General features: G+C 36.7%; 16 protein-coding genes. 6 read left to right on the forward strand and 10 right to left on the reverse strand.

The annotated features are described in order from the left end of the window. Window positions 1-10: 10 nt before the first annotated feature. Window positions 11-790, reverse strand: a complete 780-nt coding sequence (gene fabI / locus FS458_RS12850) for an enoyl-ACP reductase FabI (protein WP_144701098.1) — start codon at window positions 788-790, stop codon at window positions 11-13. A gap of 597 nt (window positions 791-1,387) precedes the next feature. Then, a complete protein-coding gene (locus tag FS458_RS12855; protein WP_144701100.1) occupies window positions 1,388-3,229 on the reverse strand; it encodes a monovalent cation:proton antiporter family protein in 1,842 nt (613 codons plus the stop codon). Window positions 3,230-3,379: 150 nt separating this feature from the next. Between FS458_RS12855 and FS458_RS12860 the strand changes: the two genes are divergently transcribed. Continuing rightward, complete coding sequence (locus FS458_RS12860; RefSeq protein WP_144701102.1) at window positions 3,380-4,537, forward strand: FtsW/RodA/SpoVE family cell cycle protein; 1,158 nt, start codon at window positions 3,380-3,382, stop codon at window positions 4,535-4,537. Window positions 4,538-4,602: 65 nt separating this feature from the next. After that, window positions 4,603-5,343 carry a bis(5'-nucleosyl)-tetraphosphatase PrpE gene (prpE, locus tag FS458_RS12865; RefSeq protein ID WP_144701104.1) on the forward strand — a complete coding sequence of 247 codons (741 nt, stop codon included), beginning with the start codon at window positions 4,603-4,605 and terminating at the stop codon, window positions 5,341-5,343. A 152-nt stretch (window positions 5,344-5,495) separates the two neighbouring features. Here prpE and FS458_RS12870 read toward each other — a convergent pair whose 3' ends face one another. The 5 genes from FS458_RS12870 to FS458_RS12890 form a co-directional block, all read right to left on the reverse strand. Continuing rightward, entirely contained in the window at window positions 5,496-6,266 is a 771-nt protein-coding gene (locus FS458_RS12870; RefSeq protein ID WP_144701106.1) for a sulfotransferase family 2 domain-containing protein, read from the reverse strand. Between the two features lie 96 nt (window positions 6,267-6,362). Then, window positions 6,363-7,256 carry an RluA family pseudouridine synthase gene (locus FS458_RS12875; RefSeq protein WP_144701108.1) on the reverse strand — a complete coding sequence of 298 codons (894 nt, stop codon included), beginning with the start codon at window positions 7,254-7,256 and terminating at the stop codon, window positions 6,363-6,365. A gap of 1 nt (window position 7,257) precedes the next feature. Next, complete coding sequence (locus FS458_RS12880) at window positions 7,258-8,052, reverse strand: NAD kinase (RefSeq protein WP_144701110.1); 795 nt, start codon at window positions 8,050-8,052, stop codon at window positions 7,258-7,260. A gap of 14 nt (window positions 8,053-8,066) precedes the next feature. After that, the gene (locus FS458_RS12885) at window positions 8,067-8,714 is read right to left on the reverse strand and encodes a GTP pyrophosphokinase (RefSeq protein ID WP_066393151.1); all 648 of its coding nucleotides are present in this window, start codon (window positions 8,712-8,714) and stop codon (window positions 8,067-8,069) included. Further along, a complete protein-coding gene (locus FS458_RS12890; protein WP_144701111.1) occupies window positions 8,711-9,109 on the reverse strand; it encodes a hypothetical protein in 399 nt (132 codons plus the stop codon). The genes FS458_RS12885 and FS458_RS12890 overlap by 4 nt, the downstream gene beginning before the upstream one ends. Window positions 9,110-9,235: 126 nt before the next feature. Between FS458_RS12890 and FS458_RS12895 the strand changes: the two genes are divergently transcribed. The 4 genes from FS458_RS12895 (at window position 9,236) to FS458_RS12910 (ending at window position 12,000) form a co-directional block, all read left to right on the forward strand. After that, on the forward strand, window positions 9,236-9,817 hold the full coding sequence (locus tag FS458_RS12895) for a CYTH domain-containing protein (RefSeq protein ID WP_144701113.1): 582 nt from the start codon (window positions 9,236-9,238) through the stop codon (window positions 9,815-9,817). A gap of 42 nt (window positions 9,818-9,859) precedes the next feature. Then, window positions 9,860-10,534 carry a lytic transglycosylase domain-containing protein gene (locus FS458_RS12900; protein WP_260858612.1) on the forward strand — a complete coding sequence of 225 codons (675 nt, stop codon included), beginning with the start codon at window positions 9,860-9,862 and terminating at the stop codon, window positions 10,532-10,534. Between the two features lie 166 nt (window positions 10,535-10,700). Next, window positions 10,701-11,114, forward strand: a complete 414-nt coding sequence (locus tag FS458_RS12905) for a globin (protein WP_144701115.1) — start codon at window positions 10,701-10,703, stop codon at window positions 11,112-11,114. Continuing rightward, a complete protein-coding gene (locus tag FS458_RS12910) occupies window positions 11,098-12,000 on the forward strand; it encodes a ClpXP adapter SpxH family protein (protein ID WP_144701117.1) in 903 nt (300 codons plus the stop codon). The genes FS458_RS12905 and FS458_RS12910 overlap by 17 nt, the downstream gene beginning before the upstream one ends. Window positions 12,001-12,341: 341 nt before the next feature. Here the strand turns inward: FS458_RS12910 and pepF are convergent, their stop codons facing one another. The 3 genes from pepF to mecA all read right to left on the reverse strand — a co-directional run bounded on the left by pepF (window position 12,342) and on the right by mecA (window position 16,255). Continuing rightward, window positions 12,342-14,159: an oligoendopeptidase F gene (gene pepF / locus FS458_RS12915; RefSeq protein ID WP_144701119.1), complete on the reverse strand. Its 1,818-nt coding sequence runs from the start codon at window positions 14,157-14,159 to the stop codon at window positions 12,342-12,344. Between the two features lie 96 nt (window positions 14,160-14,255). Next, entirely contained in the window at window positions 14,256-15,428 is a 1,173-nt protein-coding gene (locus tag FS458_RS12920; protein WP_144701122.1) for a competence protein CoiA, read from the reverse strand. 158 nt (window positions 15,429-15,586) lie between these two features. Further along, window positions 15,587-16,255, reverse strand: coding sequence for an adaptor protein MecA (gene mecA / locus FS458_RS12925; RefSeq protein WP_137789854.1), 669 nt, complete (start codon window positions 16,253-16,255; stop codon window positions 15,587-15,589). Between the last annotated feature and the right edge of the window lie 174 nt (window positions 16,256-16,429).

The following is a 16,429-nucleotide window of genomic DNA, read 5'->3' on the forward strand; positions in this document are numbered from 1 at the left end:
TTATTTTTTATTAGCGTGCAATCGTATTATATCCGCTGTCAACGTGAAGGATTTCACCTGTAATTCCTCGAGCTAAGTCACTCATTAGGAATAATGCAGCATCGCCTACTTCTTCTTGTGTATTAGCTTTTCTAAGCGGTGATTTTTCTTCGATCTCTTTCAATACAGAATTGAAGTCACCGATTCCTTTTGCAGCCAGAGTACGAATTGGTCCAGCTGAGATCGCATTTACACGGATTCCGTCTTTTCCAACATCACTTGCTAAGTACTTCACACTTGCATCAAGTGAAGCTTTCGCAACACCCATAACATTATAGTTGGAGACAACTCTTTCTCCACCAAGGTAAGTAAGCGTTACGATGCTGCCACCTTTAGTCATTAAGGGGCGAGCTTCTTTCACTACAGCCGTAAGTGAGTAAGATGAAATGTTATGGGCCAGAAGAAAGCCTTCACGTGTTGTGTTTAAGTATTCTCCTTTAAGCTCTTCTGTGTTTGCAAAAGCAATACAGTGTGCTAAACCGTGAATAACTCCAACTTCTTCTTTCAATTGAGCAAACGTCTTTTTAATTTCATCATCATTCGTGATATCACAAGGAAGAACAATAGAATCATTTCGATCTAGGGACTCTGCCAAATCTCGAACATTTTTCTCTAATCTTTCACCAGCATATGTAAATACTAAGCGTGCCCCGGCGTTTGATAGAGATTGTGCGATTCCCCATGCGATACTTCTTTTGTTGGCTACACCCATTACAACGAACGTTTTGTTTTCTAGTGATAATTGATACATAGAAGCATTCCTCCCAATTGTTTCGGTTTCAAAATTTTATAAATTAGTATTTGTTATTAGTACCAAGTCCTAATTAGTATAACAGAAACAATGGGGAAATTCACTAGTTAACCTTTACTAGTCTGAATATTTTTCACTTCATAACCGCACGAATCACAGCGATAGATGACATTTTGATTAGATTGAGCGATTAGAATTTTATGGTTTAAATCATGCATTTTATGACATTTAGGACAATGAACAACTGGCTGCATAAATAATTTCAGCTCCTTTTTTTGTTTATATTTAGCATGCTCATATATATAAAAAAATAAGGCTTGTTTTGCAAATTTGATGTTTTGAAAGAGAACAATGAATCAGTTGATCTCCGTTTCAGATGCTCCCTTTCCGAGGGGCAGGCGGTGAGCCCCATTCGTAACATTTCACTCTTAAGTGTCTCACCTGCCCAACTGTCCCGTAGGAGTCTCGAATCTTACACTCCAATTAACTATCAATGAAGTTTACGAATAGATAAATGAGAAATCATTAATAGACATGAACCTAATTAAAAACGATAAATAAAAAGCACTGGCATTTAACCAGCACTTTTAATGGACCTTAACTCAGTATTTGTCTCATTTGTTGAATTTGTTCCTTGCTTCCTGTTACAACCATCTTATCTCCTAATAGAATCTCCGTATCACCATGTGGAACAATTGATTCTTTTCCTCTATAAATCCGAACAATGATGCTGTCACCCAAGAATGGGAAGTTTCTTAATGCTGTACGGTGGTACGAACTATTCGAAACGATAATTTCGTTCAAACTATTATCTGATGTAGTAAGGATATCGACAACCGCAGGATTTTCAATTAAAGCTTTTAATAAAACTTGCGACGAGAAGTAAACAGAATAAACTTCAATGCCTTCTTCTTTAAGTGCATCTCTTTTAACAGGGTCTTCAATACGAGCAACGATTCGTTGTACTCCTTCTTCTTTTGCAAGGAGCGCAAGATTTTCGTTCGTTTCATCGTTTCCTGTTGCAAATACAATTACATCTGTTTCAAAAACGTGAGATGCTTTTAGAGTATCTGCTTCGTAATTTTCAAGTTCACGTATATTAAAGCTTTCTAGCTGTTTCTGATCTTTCTCTTCTTGTTTTGTATGATACAGTCTAAAATCAAAACGAGTTTGATCTAATTCTGTAGTTAGTGGTAGCGTAAACTGGTTTGCACCGACAAACACAAGCTGTTCTTTTGGTGCTTCTTCTTCCTTTTTCTTAGGTAAGAACTTCTTAAAGAATATAGGTGTAACAACCGCACTAATAACAGCAGTAAGAATAAGAGCTGACGACGTACGTGCATCTATAATCTCAATTCGCTCTCCAATTTTAGCAGCTGCAATAACCAGTGACAGTGTTGAAGTTAATAAAAATCCAGCCGCCGTTACGGTTTTCCAGTCGTACCACTTTCTAAGGTATAGAATAGGCAAGAATTTGGAGATTAACAGAGCCAAGAGCAATAAAGGAATCAATGCCAATGCTTTTGAATCAGCAAAAATTGAACGAATATCCAGCTCCACCCCTACCATTACAAAAAAGATAGGAATTAAAAAGCCATAACCAAAAGAGTCTAACTTATGGACAAGCTGCTTATTAGGTGACAGAAGAGAAACTAAAACTCCCGCTAAAAATGCTCCTAATATATTCTCCGCACCAACCGATTCAGATAGTCCGACTAATACGATGATTAACGTAAATACTGCTCTTGTATCAAGCTGAATCGTTCCTTTAGACATTGTTTCAAGAAAAGAACGGTGTCTTAATTGCTTTCCGACGAAATACAGAATCAATCCTGCAGCGAAAAGGATAAGCAATAACCACATGCGACTTGGGTCACCGGATTCCATAGAAACAAATAGAGCAAGAAGAATCATTGTAACAAGATCCGCTATAACAGCGACTAACAAAATGATTTGACCAATCGTTGTTTTAGACAATTTTTCTTCTTTTAAGGTAGGAACGACAACTCCCAAAGAAATCGTAGATATTACAAGAGTCATAAAGAGCGCACTTTCTGTAAAACCACCCCATACAAACAATAGAGATAAACCATAAGAGAGAATGAGAATAAATAGAAAAATCACACTCGATACAGCAAGACGGTTTGGCTCTTTTTTTGTATTCTTTTTCTTTGAATTAGATTCACCTGCAAAAATACTAAAATCTATCTCAAGACCGCTTAGAAACATTAAAAAGATAAAGCCAAGTACAGATAAGATTTCAAGCCAAGCGTCTGCATGAACAATATCAAAGCCGCTTTTTCCTAATACGATTCCGACAATAATTTCTGCGACTACAACAGGAATCACCCTTAAGCGAAATTTGTTTAGAAAAATAGGAACAAAAAATGCTGTTAGAATAACGATAACTAATGAAGCAAAAGATGCATGTTCTTCCATAATCCCTCCATAGTTTCTATATATTATTGGTTTACTATAGTAAAGCAGAAAAAGAAATGTCAAACGATTGTGCTCAAAATGATTTGCAAACGTTCTGTTTTTCGGTAAGATAATACATGTTATTGTTTTACTTTAAGGAGTCGATTCCACATGCAAAATAACCATAAATCTCCATGGCAGCAACTCGATTACAATCTTTTGTTTATATTATTCTTAATGGTCATCTCAAGCTGTATTGCGATCTATAGTGCACAGATGATGGATCAATACGGTAGCAACTTCGTAATTAAACAAATCGTATGGTACATTATCGGTGGAATTGCTGTAATCGGAGTCATGGTCTTAGACTTTGATCAGTTCAGAAAGTTATCTTGGTATCTCTATGGACTTGGTATCATATTGCTATTAGGTATTCTTGCTGCACCAGAAAGCATTGTTCCAAACATTAATGGTGCACAAAGCTGGTACAGATTTGGACCTTTTGCACTTCAGCCATCAGAACTTGTTAAAGTGGCACTTGTTATAGCATTGGCTAATACGATTGCAACACATAATGAAAAGTATATTATTCGTACAATTCATGAAGACCTATTATTGCTCGGAAAAATTGCTGTAATCGCTGGTTTTCCGACTTTTCTAGTGCTATTGCAGCCTGACCTTGGTACGAGCCTTGTTTTCATGGCAATTACCGGTAGCCTTCTACTTGTGTCAGGAATTAGATGGAGAATTATACTTATTCTTATTCTTTCCTTTATCTTGTTCATATCAATCCTGGTTTGGATATATTTTACCTTCCCACAATTTTTCGTAGATCACATACTAGATCAATATCAGCTTAACCGATTCTACGCATGGCTTGATCCATATGGACATAAAGATGCAGGATATCATACGAGAAACGCACTGCTTGCGATTGGAAGCGGAATGCTGTTTGGAAAAGGATATACAGAAGGCTCTGTATATCTGCCAGAAGCACAAACTGATTTTATTTTTTCAATCATCGGTGAAGAATTTGGGTTTGTAGGAACAAGCTTTGTTATTTCACTCTTTTTCTTAATGGTCTACAGAATGATTAACACGGCCCTCGAAAGCAATGAAGCATTTGGAAGTTACCTTTGTGCAGGTGTAATTGGAATGTATACCTTTCAAGTATTTCAAAATATTGGTATGAACATTCAAGTGATGCCGATCACTGGAATCCCCCTCCCATTTATCAGTTATGGAGGAAGTTCAGTACTCGCATGTATGATCGCATTCGGTATCGTTCTAAATGTTCGATCTAGAACTGTAAAATACATGTTTGAATAACACCTGATTTTTTCAGGTGTTTTTCTTTTACCTTTGAAGTATCCTAATGAGGATGAGGTGAAATTATGAGATACGATATTATTGGTGACATTCATGGGTGTTATAAAGAGTATTGTGAGCTAGTGTCAAAGTTGGGCTATGAGTGGAATAATGGTATGCCTGTACATAATGAAAGCAGGAAACTCGTATTCTTGGGGGATTTAATGGATCGTGGACCAGACTCTATAAGTGTTATGGAACATGTTTACGAGCTTGTGCAAAATGACCTTGCACTTTATACACCGGGTAACCACTGCAACAAACTTTATCGATACTTTTTAGGACGAAACGTACAGATTAAACACGGATTAGAAACGACCGTAGCTGAATTAGAGGCTCTCAGTCAGGATGAAAGAACAGTGGTTAGAAATCATTTTTGTAGCCTTTATGAAAAGGCACCCCTTTATTTACATCTTGATGATGGAAAGTTAGTCGTAGCTCATGCTGGAATTCGTGAAGATTATGTAGGACAGACACATAATAAAGTAAAAACCTTTGTTTTATATGGAGATATTACTGGTGAAACCAATCCGGATGGAACTCCTGTCAGAAGAGATTGGGCAAAAAAACATTCAGGCAGAATTACTATTGTCTATGGCCATACACCAGTTGAAGACGTTCGACATATTCAAAACACGTGGAATATTGATACAGGCTGTGTATTTGGCGGCAAATTAAGTGCATTAAAATATCCAGAGCTTGAGCCGGTAAGTGTACCTTCCTCTCATCCATTTGTACCTGAAAAGTTTCGCTCTTTTAACGATTAAAAAAAAGCTTCTTTGTTTTCATTGTCGCATCTCAAAGAGCATCGTTCTAGAGCCAAATAAAATAAAGGTGTAGTCCTTTCATGAATTACACCTTTTTTTGTATTCCTGCTGCTTCATTGTAAGAGTGCTTAGTTGCTATCCAATTGCATATTTTATAAAATGTTAGGATTGTACCCAAGCTTTTTAAAGTCATCCGCATATAAATTTTTTACAATCTGCATTGTCTCATCATCATAAAAATGCTCGTATGACGGTATATCTTTTAAGAGATATGGCTTCATGTTTCTGGTCGCATAGGAGTTTGTTACTTTTAAGTTCATTCTTTGACTGTTATGGTGATTGGATGAAGATAATTGATTGAGCGGGGCTTTTTTAAGGTCAAACTTCTTTTCTATTGCCCTTAGTTCTTCTGAAAAATTTTCCAATTTTAAATACTGATCAATGATATGTTCTTCACCGTCGCTGTATTGCTGCGCGATATGGGGATTGATCTTATTTCTTTTTACTCCAATTGCGCGGATTCTGTATAAAAATTGTTTAAAAGAAATACCCTCTGGTCTTCCTGGAGCAATTTGTTCCAAGATTGATGGAACAGCTAATACGGCAAAATAAGAACTCACAGCTCTTTTGTATGGATTTCTAACCAGTTTATATGTCGTTTTTTTTCCATGAAGCAATTCATTTTTTACGATTGTTTTATAATGTTTTTGCTTTTCAAAAACTTCTTCGCGGTATGCATGAATCCATGTTGAATACCCTCTCGCTTGTTCAAGTTGGCCAATTTGAAAGAAAAACCATTTTATTAAGGAAGTGCAGCCGCATTTCGGGTTCCAAAACAAAACGATTGGTAAACTGCTATGATATAGAGGAATAATGGGATCCATTAATCTCGCGATGATTTCAATTTGGTTTTTTTTATTCATTTTCAAATTTCTCTCCTTCTTTATTAGTAGATGAAGAGCTTGTTCATTTTGCTTGGATTTTAATAGCCTAAAAGTTAAAAAAAAAAAGGATTTGTGCTAGTTCCACAAATCCTTCATATCTTTAGGACAACTTACTTTTATATTAATCTGTTCACCGGTAAATGGGTGTATGAATGTTGTTCTTTCACTGTGAAGCGCCTGGCGATTAATGAGGTTTAAGCGGCCTCCATATAAATCATCGCCTAAAAGGGGGTGGCCAATGGATGCCATGTGAACTCTAATTTGATGAGTTCTTCCTGTATCCAATTTTAGCCTGACCACTGAAAAATCAGAATCAGGCAGATAATCTATTTTTTTATAGTGAGTCATAGAATGCTGTCCATCTTCCCTGACCATTCTTTCGATAATACTGTCAGGATTTCTTCCAATTGGTGTATCTATTGTACCTTCTTGGTTTTCTATTTGCCCATGGACAAAAGCGATGTAACCTCTTTTTATAGACTTATTGATTTGTTGTTTAGACATTAGAGAGTGGGCAAAGCGGTGTTTCGCTATTACTACGATTCCTGAGGTGTCCTTATCCAATCGATTTACAGCATGAAACGTACCAGGTATACCCTTTTCTTGATAGTAAAATAACACTGCTGCAGCAAGTGATCCTTTTGGTTGGTACAGAGACGGAATCGTTGGCATACCAGCAAGTTTATTTACAACTAAAAAATGTTCATCCTCGTACACGATGTTAATTGAAATATTCTCTGCTTCCATAGTTTCACTTTTCGTCTCAGGTGGAAAACAGACAGTTATTTCATCTCCGCTATTTAAGAGCGTTCTTACCGTTACTTCTTCTTTATTCACAAGAAGAGCGCCGCCGTGAAACTTAATATCGGTCAGCGCTGCTTTCGAAATTTCTTTCGTTTTTAGATAGTCTCGTAAAAGAACGGAAGCCTCTTTTTCTTCAACAGTCCAAGTGATTTTAAAATTTTCCATATTAATCTCCAACAAATGACTCTTTCACTCTTTTCCAAAAAGGAAATGGCCGAAACCTAGCAAATCGAATTTTCTCTTCTGCGACCCTGTACTGAATCGACTTTACTTTTTTCTGAACTAAAAATCGATGGTCGATCGTAATATGAAAATCCACATCGTTCACAGGTTTCAAAATACACGTATGATGCTGCGGCAGTACGAGCGGCGAACCTATCGTTCGGAATACACGGTTGTTAATTGAAGCCATCTCTGATAGTTGAATGGATGCAAGAGACGGATGGATGATCGCTCCACCGAGTGCTTTGTTATAAGCTGTACTTCCAGATGGAGTTGAAATACAAAGGCCATCGCCTCTGAACGTTTCAAATTTTTCTCCCTTGATCTCAACATCCATTACAAGCGATCCTTCAACACTTTTTACTGTACATTCATTAACAGCGAGATATCTCTTCTCATCTAGCCCATCAATATATCGTACTGTAACTTCGAGTAAAGGATATTCAACGATCTGAAAAGGTGTTTTTGCGATATGTATGACGAGCTTTTCCACCTCTTCAGGCAACCAGTCTGCAAAAAAACCAAGGTGACCGGTATGGACACCAACAAAAGCAGTTTTGTCGATGCGATGTACATAATGATGGAACGCGTGAAGCAATGTACCATCACCACCAACTGTTATCACAATCTCAGGCTCTTCTTCTTCATAAACCAGTTCAAATTCTTCAAGATATGCCCGAATTTTTTCTGTTAAGATATTGGATTTATTATCTCCTTTTGATACGATGGCAAATTTCATTCTCTCTCCATCCTTTATGATCCTAAATTAGTTTCATTGGATTTATCATTGCGTTCCAAAAACACAAGCTGAGCTTCTTGAATTTCCCCTTTGATCTGAGACATCTCTTCGTCTAATCTGTTTGCCGCTTCTGCCGCTCTTTGTAGCCTTTGACGAATATCTTCAGGAATTTGTCCTTGATACTTATAGTTCATAGAGTGTTCGATCGTAGCCCAAAAATTCATAGCTAGTGTTCGGACTTGAACTTCTACAAGAATCTTCTTTTCTCCATCTAATACTTGAACGGGATACTCGATAACGATATGGTACGAACGATAACCACTTGGTTTTTTATGTGTGATATAGTCGCGTTCTTCTACAATCGTAAAATCATTGCGCTGCCTGAGAAGATTTATTACGGTTTTTATATCATCAGTAAACTGACACATGATTCGAAGTCCCGCTAAATCTTGAATTTCCGTTTCTAAATGTTGATCGGGAATGTTCTTTTGATAGGCCTTGTTCACGATTGACTTGATGGGTTTCACTCTTCCAGTAACAAACTCAATCGGACAATGCTGATTTGATTTTTCAAATTGCTCACGCATTCCTCTGAATTTAATCTTAAGCTCATCAACAGCTTGCTTGTACGGAATTAATAGAGCTTCCCAGTCCATGCTCATTGGGCTTTTTCCTCAGTTCCAAAAATCTTGATCACTTCATCTTCCATCTGTTGCCCATAGTTAGCATTTCCTTGTATATTGTCTGTTAAGAAGTCCATTTCACTAGAGAAAGCAGTAAGTTCAAGCTCTTCTCTTTTTTGATTTTGAACAGCGAAAACGGCATCTTTTTGAAGAGCACTTTTCACTTCGTTCCAATGATTATGATCAATTGAGATATAAATGAATCCATCTTCATCCTCAAGAACATAGATGAATGCTAACCCATCAGAATCGACCAGCATTCTTTCGCTGTCTTTCCAGTCAGAAAGTCCTGTGTTTTCTTCATTCTCAATAAGCAAAATGAGCTTATTTTCTTTCCATGCAGTTGACTGCACATTCAATCGTCGTGGCATCATGTTAACAACCTCCTGTTTCTTCTTTTTTAGTGTAACACAAAATAGGAGTTTAATAAGAAATTGAGATGCAGGAATCGCTATGAGATAATAAGTTTACTTAAGTATAGCTACAGGGGGATAAACCAAGTGTCTCAAGAAATTGAAATTGAATTTAAGAATTTGTTATCACACCTTGAATTTTTAAAACTTATAGACGAGTTTGATGTGAAGCAAGAAGCTTTTCACAAACAGACCAACTATTATTTTGATACCCAACAATTTGACCTGAAACACCACAGAAGTGCTTTGCGTGTTCGAACAAAAAATAACGAATATACACTCACGCTAAAACAGAAATTAGATAAACATATTCTTGAAACCCATCAAACTGTTTCTAAAGATATTTTTGAAGGTCTATTAAACGGGAAACCATTGCCTTCTGGAGAGGTAGCTGATCACATACAAAAAATGAATATTGATGTGAAGAAAATTACATATTTAGGAGAACTCACAACATTCCGTGCTGAGTTTCCTTACAAAGATGGCCTTCTCGTTTTAGATGAAAATCATTATTTAGGTAAAATCGACTATGAAATTGAATACGAATCTGCCGATTATACAAGTGGACTAAATAAATTTAATGATCTGCTAACGATTAAACAGATTCCTATTAGAGAAACAGATAGCAAAATTGCCCGTTTCTTTAATGAAAGCCTTAGAAATAAGTAAACTGATCATTTTAATACGTTAATCGATTTAGGAGGATATCTCTTGAATATTCAATCGTATAAAGCACTAATGGAAATCCAAGCACTGCAACAGTTGAATGTAAATCCGTCTTCTTCTGTTTCAAGTATGCAAAATACCGTTTCAAGTCCTTTTGCAGCCTTGTTGCAAGAGGCCTATTCTAAAGTTGGTAGTACAACCGGGTCAGTGGATGCAGCAACTTTTAACCTTAATGCTACACAAATGCTCCAACCACTCACTGCTAATACTAGTGCTCAATATTCATTACCAGCAACACCATCTGTTCCGATCACAACTGAAAAGTTAAACATTCCATCAAAAAATTTAGATGAGTTGATCGAAAATACTGCTAGAAAATTTGGTGTAGATCCTAAACTTATCCGTTCCGTCATCAAACACGAATCTAATTTTAGTACGACTGCCGAAAGTCATGCAGGTGCTCAAGGACTTATGCAACTGATGCCTGCAACAGCTAGGTCGTTAGGAGTTACAAACCCTTTCGATCCGATACAGAACGTGGAAGCAGGAACAAAATATTTAAAGATGATGCTCGATAAATATGATGGAAATCAAAAGCTTGCTCTTGCCGCTTATAATGCGGGTCCCGGAAACGTCGCAAAATATAACGGTATTCCTCCTTTTAAGGAAACCATTTCTTACGTAAACAAGATTATGAATACGTACCAATCACTCGTATAACCCTCAAATGCTGAGGGTTATTTTTATGAAATCTACACGCTGATTTTTGCCATTTTTAAAGAGACTTTGGAATATACAACTATCCTTGTCTGTTCATATTGTTTGCTTACCATTCATGAACCTTGCTACAATAAAATTACAAATTGACGCAAGGAGCTTTTGGACCATGTTTGACGAATCAAAAACACCATATGATCTATTGGGAAAAAAAGAGGGCATTGAAAAACTGGTTACGACTTTTTACAGCTTAGTTAGTCAAGACTCATTGCTTTCTCCACTTTTTCCTGTTGACTTAACTGAGACTGCCTATAAACAAACTCAATTTTTAAGTCAGTTTTTTGGCGGACCGCCACTATATACTGAGGAACATGGACATCCTATGCTCAGAGCGCGTCACATGCCTTTTCCGATAACAAATTCTCATGCAAAAGCTTGGTTAGCTTGCATGGAAAAGGCGATGACGATTCAAAAAATAGATCCTGATTTGCAAAACATACTGTTAAGCCGATTAAAAATGACTGCTTTTCATATGGTTAATACAGAGGATTCAGAAAGGGGCGAGAATGCTGACACTGTATAATTCCAATTCCTTTTATGACGAACAAGAGAACATTAAAAACTATGCCTGTCAAAAGCCATTGGAAATCTATTCTGTCATCGATCCGCTATGCCCAGAGTGCTGGTCATTAGAGCCTGTTCTAAAAAAATTGCAAGTTCAATACGGCCATTATTTTACATTACGCCATTTTGTAAGTGGCAGCCTTGAATCACTCAATACGTATGTTCCTCGAAAAAAGGGGATAAACACTGCTGAACAGATTGCTGAAAAGTGGGAGAAAACAGCTTCCATTTCTGGTATGAGCTGTGATGGAGATGTGTGGTTGGAAAACCCTATTTCTGCCCCTCATAAAGCAACACTTGCCATAAAGGCTGCTGAGCTTCAAGGCAAGCAACAAGGCATGAAATTTCTAAGAAAGCTTAGAGAAAACTTGTTTTTAAATAAACAAAACATTGGAAACGATGACGTCTTATTAGATATCGCCCGCTCGGTAAACTTGGATGAAGATGAATTTTTAAGTGATCTTTCATCTGAAGCAACAATTAAAGCTCTTCGTTGTGATTTGAAATTCACCCAAGAAATGGATGTTACTCAAATACCAACGCTTATTGTTTTCAATGACAAAACAGATGACGATGGGATTAAAATATCCGGCTGTTATTCTTACGACGTTTATGTACAAATCCTAAAAGAAATGTCTGATGTTCCTTTAGAGCCTTCTCCGCTTCCTGAATTAGAAGACTTTCTTTCTACTTACTCATTTGTAGCAACAAAAGAGGTCTCTGTAGTATATCAAATCAGTTGTGAAGAAGCTGAAAAAAGATTAAAACGCCTCGTTCTGCAACAAAAAGTTGAACGTGTACCGGTAAAGTACGGAACATTTTGGAGATTTCTCCCTAACCGCTGATTTATTTCAGCGGTTTTTTTTTATTAGCTTTTTTAACAATAGTCTTTATTATTCGGACACGCTTTGCATATCCTGTCCCAACATGAATAAACATGTACAAAGGGAGGGAGATTTTTATGTATTTGATTATGTTTTTGCTTAGCTTACTTTCACTTGCAGGGAGTTTTTATTTTTTTGTGCTCTCTCTGCTAAACATGGCACCAAAAATTTTAGCAATACCTGGACTCTTTATCGCCGTACTACTCACAACACTCTGCTATAACTATCGATCAAAACTAAGAAGAATAGGCTAGAACAACATAACAAAATCCTGCCCAGAAAATTGGACAGGATTTTTTTGTTTATTTCTCAAAAAGCAGTTCTTCCATCTCATCAAGAATTGATTCAAAAACTTTAAGAGCATTTTCAATTGGTTCTGGTGTAGTCATATCAACACCAGCTTTTTTCAATACTTCGATCGGATAATCAGAGCTTCCTGCTTTTAAGAAATCTAGGTAACGGTCAACAGCTGGTTTTCCTTCATCTAAGATCTGTTTCGACAAGGAAGCAGCTGCGCTAAATCCTGTTGCGTATTGATAAACATAGAAATTGTAATAGAAATGAGGAATTCTAGCCCACTCTAGACCAATTTCCTTATCAATTACGAGATCTTCACCAAAATATTTAACGTTCAGATCGTAATAGATTCTCGTTAACAGTTCTGGAGTTAGCGGCTCACCATTCGCGGCACGAACATGAATTTCTTGTTCGAACTCTGCAAACATCGTCTGACGGAAAACAGTGCCTCTAAATCCTTCCAAATGGTGGTTTAACAAGTACAACTTTTCCTTCTTATCAGAAGTTTTTTCTAACATATAATGATTCAATAAAGCTTCATTACAAGTCGATGCTACTTCTGCAACAAAAATTGAATAATCCGCATAAGGATAAGGCTGATTCTCACGTGTATAGTAACTATGAACAGAATGTCCGATCTCATGAGTGAGAGTGAACAAGTTGTTGACGTTATCTTGCCAGTTCATTAGGATATACGGCATCGTACCATAAGCCCCTGATGAGTATGCACCACTTCGCTTACCAGCATTCTCATGCACATCGATCCAGCGCTTCTCATAACCTTCTTTTACGATCTGTTTATACTCTTCACCCATTGGATCTAAACTATCAAGGACAAGCTGCTGAGCCTCTTTAAAGCTCACTTCCATCTTGGCATCCTTAACAAGTGGCGTATAAAGATCATACATATGAAGTTCATCTAGTCCTAATGCTTTTTTACGAAGGCGAACATAACGATGCAACAAACCAAGGTTATCGTTTACTGTTTTAACTAAATTATCATAAACTGCTTCAGGAATGTTATTGTTGTTTAGTGCTGCTTCACGAGCTGAACTAAACTTTCTTGTTTTTGCAAAGAAATTATCTCGTTTAACTGTTCCAGAAAGTGTACTTGCAAATGTATTTTTGTAAGAATCATATGTGCCATATACAGCTTTAAAAGCATCTTCTCTCACTCTGCGATCTGAGCTTTCTAAAAAGCGTATATATCGTCCATGAGTAACTTCAATCTCTTCCCCGTTCTCATCTTTAACAACTGGGAATTTAAGATCAGCATTATTTAGCATACCAAATGTGTTGCTTGACGTATTAGCTACTTCTCTAACATCCGCTAAGAGTGCTTCTTCTTCTTTAGAGAGTACGTGAGGACGCTGACGGTTAATCTCATCTAAAGCTTGTTTATACAACTTCAAAGGTTCATGACTTTGTAAAAATTGAACCAATGATTCTTCAGATAAAGATAGGATTTCTGGCACTGCAAACGACACTGTACTGCTAACTTGTGTTGCCAAGTTCGAAGCACGGTCATTCAACCCTTGGTAAAAGGAGTTAGTTGTATCTTGGTCGTATCTCATATGAGCGTATGTATAAAGTTTACCAAGCTTTTTAGTTACTTCATCTTGCTTTTGGAAGTATGAATAAAGGGTTTCGGCAGACTCTCCAAGTCTTCCTTGAAAAGATTTTAATTCAGGCAGCAAGTTTTTTGTTTCATCGAATTCTTTTTCCCATACATCGTCTGTCGCATATATTGCTTCTAAATCCCACGTATCTGAAACAGGGACTTCATTACGTTTAGGCAATGATTTTGTTTTTGTTTGAGACATACATACACCTCCAGGTAGATTAAAGAGAATAGTAGGAATACTTTCTCCTTATATATATCTACATATTACCAGAAAATGCTTATGCAAAGTCAAAAATTACGACTTTTCACTGAAAATTTCGTCTAGTTTTAACGCCTCATCCAACGTTTTTGGATAGTGAACGAGTTGAAGCTTTCGATAAGTTCCCTCTGACACTTTTTCGAGCAATTGATGATTCACTAAGAAAGAAAGGTAGTTCTTGACAGCATCTCTCCAAGATTCTTTAAGATAAGGAAAATCTCGTATCTGAAGAATACGTTTTTGAATCAATCGCTGAAATTCTTGTTCGATTAGATTAGTGGAAAATAATGAGGTCGGCAACTTTTCAATCAGGAACAATAGATATGTCTGCCATAAATAAGGTGATGTTTCGATGTGATAAAAGTCATTAGTGGGAATACCCGCAATAGAAGGAAACAATGTTAGGGTATGATGATTGAAATACAAAACTTTCTTCATATACATTACAGCTGGAGATGTGTTCTTAAAAGCTGTTGTTCTCCACGTATATTTTTGCTTTTTCCAAAGAACGTTGTGATTAACGTTATGAGTTTCTAGATTCAAAAACGTTCTTGACAACCAGAGGACATCACAACACTTGTTAGTTGAAAAAACATAACCATGGGCAACAACTTTCTTTTGTGATAGAGGAATAATATTTCTAAGCAGAAAAAACTGTTCTTTAAGAGGACAATAATAATTTAGATATAGCTGGCCGTTGCTATCCTTTTTAGCAGCAGATAGATCGGAGCTCTGGATATAATAAAGATCCAGTCCTTTTTGTTTGATCCGTTTCATACCAAAGATCCAGTCGGAGGCTAGGTTAAGAGCCTGATAACCTGATATTCTTTTTCTCAGATCTTCAGGTGTGATCGTTGCACACTGAAACTCGATGACATGCTGGTTTTCTTGAAGAAACAAATCAGGACGCTGCTTAATATCACGGATATAATACTCCAGAATCGTTTTTTCATTTACATGTGTAAGCCATTTATACAAGCCTTTTTTTCCAAGGAGATGATAATCCGTTTCTCCTTCATGAAAACCTTCACATTCTTCAAAAGAATGATGAGCAAAGTGCCATGTCTTTTTTGTTCCACATTTCGGTATGACTTTATTATGACAGACGGGGCATCGTAATTTTCCTGATTTATTTTTCAGATACCATTCTTCCTTTGTTATTTCTCCAACCATATCAACGTACTGATCATTAAAAAGAGCGACTAACAATTTGTTTCACCTCCACACTCATCATAATGAACGATGATTGCAGAAACTTCACTTCTTCATTTTCTCTAGATCGTTATTGAAATGATTGATTATTGATAAAAACACTCAGTGAAAAAAAAACAAAAACCGATTTCAAGGTAGCTGAAATCGGTTATATCTTATAATTTAAAATATTGTTGTACGTGATCTAATGCTGCCTCTGAAACAATTGTTTTTCCATACTCTTGTATACGGTAAACAGATAGATCAGAGTCATTTCCGTATTCCAATAGCTGGGCTAATAGATCGTCTTGTTCTCGATCTGAAGTTTCCACATTAAATGTCACATACAAATAATATTTACCCTCGAAGTGAAACAGCGAATTCTCAAAAGACGAAGAATCAATCGTATGACTTAAAGAGATAACATCTTCAAAGTCACCAAAAGAAATGAGGAAGGATAAATAGTCTTCTTCTGTTTCTTCTAATTCATCAAAATCTTCTTCTACTTGAAACTGTTGATCTAATATTTGTTCAATATTCTGATCAACGGGTAAATCCAATTTATCATCGCCTATAGGAAGCTCAATCTTTTTACCGTCTTTGGACATTTGAGCACGAGTTACAATTATTTCAAGACCTTTATCCAGAGCCTGAACTTGAATCCACAGTGGACCTTCTAATGGAAACTGCTCTTGCTGATGTGCTTCGTCCATCATTTCCCAAAAGAGTTCTTCTCCTCTTTCGCGATCAGACCATATTTCTTCACGATCGAAACCGCGATCTTCAATATCTCTGTACGTAATGAAAAATTTAATGGTGAACTCATTCACTCTTTCAATTTCCATTTCTGCTTCTCTCCCTTCTCTCCGGTTTGTTCGTGAAGGGATAAATACCCCTAGAAAAAAGCAATTCTTATTTCCAATCGTTCTCCGTCGAAAACTACATCAATCACAATTAAACCTCTTGTACCTTATTCTATGACAAAACGGAAAATATGGAAATAAAAAAGGCCTGTATAA

It is taken from the genome of Fictibacillus phosphorivorans, from assembly GCF_007673525.1.
GTDB classification, from domain to species: domain Bacteria; phylum Bacillota; class Bacilli; order Bacillales; family Fictibacillaceae; genus Fictibacillus; species Fictibacillus phosphorivorans_C.

Bases quoted from the DNA above. Each gene is read 5' to 3' on its own strand.
- FS458_RS12890 (WP_144701111.1), bottom strand. From the start codon at position 9,109: ATGATGCCACGACGATTGAATGTGCAGTCAACTGCATGGAAAGAAAAT.
- FS458_RS12905 (WP_144701115.1), top strand. From the start codon at position 10,701: ATGTTTGACGAATCAAAAACACCATATGATCTATTGGGAAAAAAAGAG.
- mecA (WP_137789854.1), bottom strand. From the start codon at position 16,255: ATGGAAATTGAAAGAGTGAATGAGTTCACCATTAAATTTTTCATTACG.
- fabI (WP_144701098.1), bottom strand. From the start codon at position 790: ATGTATCAATTATCACTAGAAAACAAAACGTTCGTTGTAATGGGTGTA.
- FS458_RS12885 (WP_066393151.1), bottom strand. From the start codon at position 8,714: ATGAGCATGGACTGGGAAGCTCTATTAATTCCGTACAAGCAAGCTGTT.
- FS458_RS12875 (WP_144701108.1), bottom strand. From the start codon at position 7,256: ATGGAAAATTTTAAAATCACTTGGACTGTTGAAGAAAAAGAGGCTTCC.
- FS458_RS12870 (WP_144701106.1), bottom strand. From the start codon at position 6,266: ATGAATAAAAAAAACCAAATTGAAATCATCGCGAGATTAATGGATCCC.
- FS458_RS12860 (WP_144701102.1), top strand. From the start codon at position 3,380: ATGCAAAATAACCATAAATCTCCATGGCAGCAACTCGATTACAATCTT.
- FS458_RS12855 (WP_144701100.1), bottom strand. From the start codon at position 3,229: ATGGAAGAACATGCATCTTTTGCTTCATTAGTTATCGTTATTCTAACA.
- prpE (WP_144701104.1), top strand. From the start codon at position 4,603: ATGAGATACGATATTATTGGTGACATTCATGGGTGTTATAAAGAGTAT.
- FS458_RS12880 (WP_144701110.1), bottom strand. From the start codon at position 8,052: ATGAAATTTGCCATCGTATCAAAAGGAGATAATAAATCCAATATCTTA.
- pepF (WP_144701119.1), bottom strand. From the start codon at position 14,159: ATGTCTCAAACAAAAACAAAATCATTGCCTAAACGTAATGAAGTCCCT.
- FS458_RS12910 (WP_144701117.1), top strand. From the start codon at position 11,098: ATGCTGACACTGTATAATTCCAATTCCTTTTATGACGAACAAGAGAAC.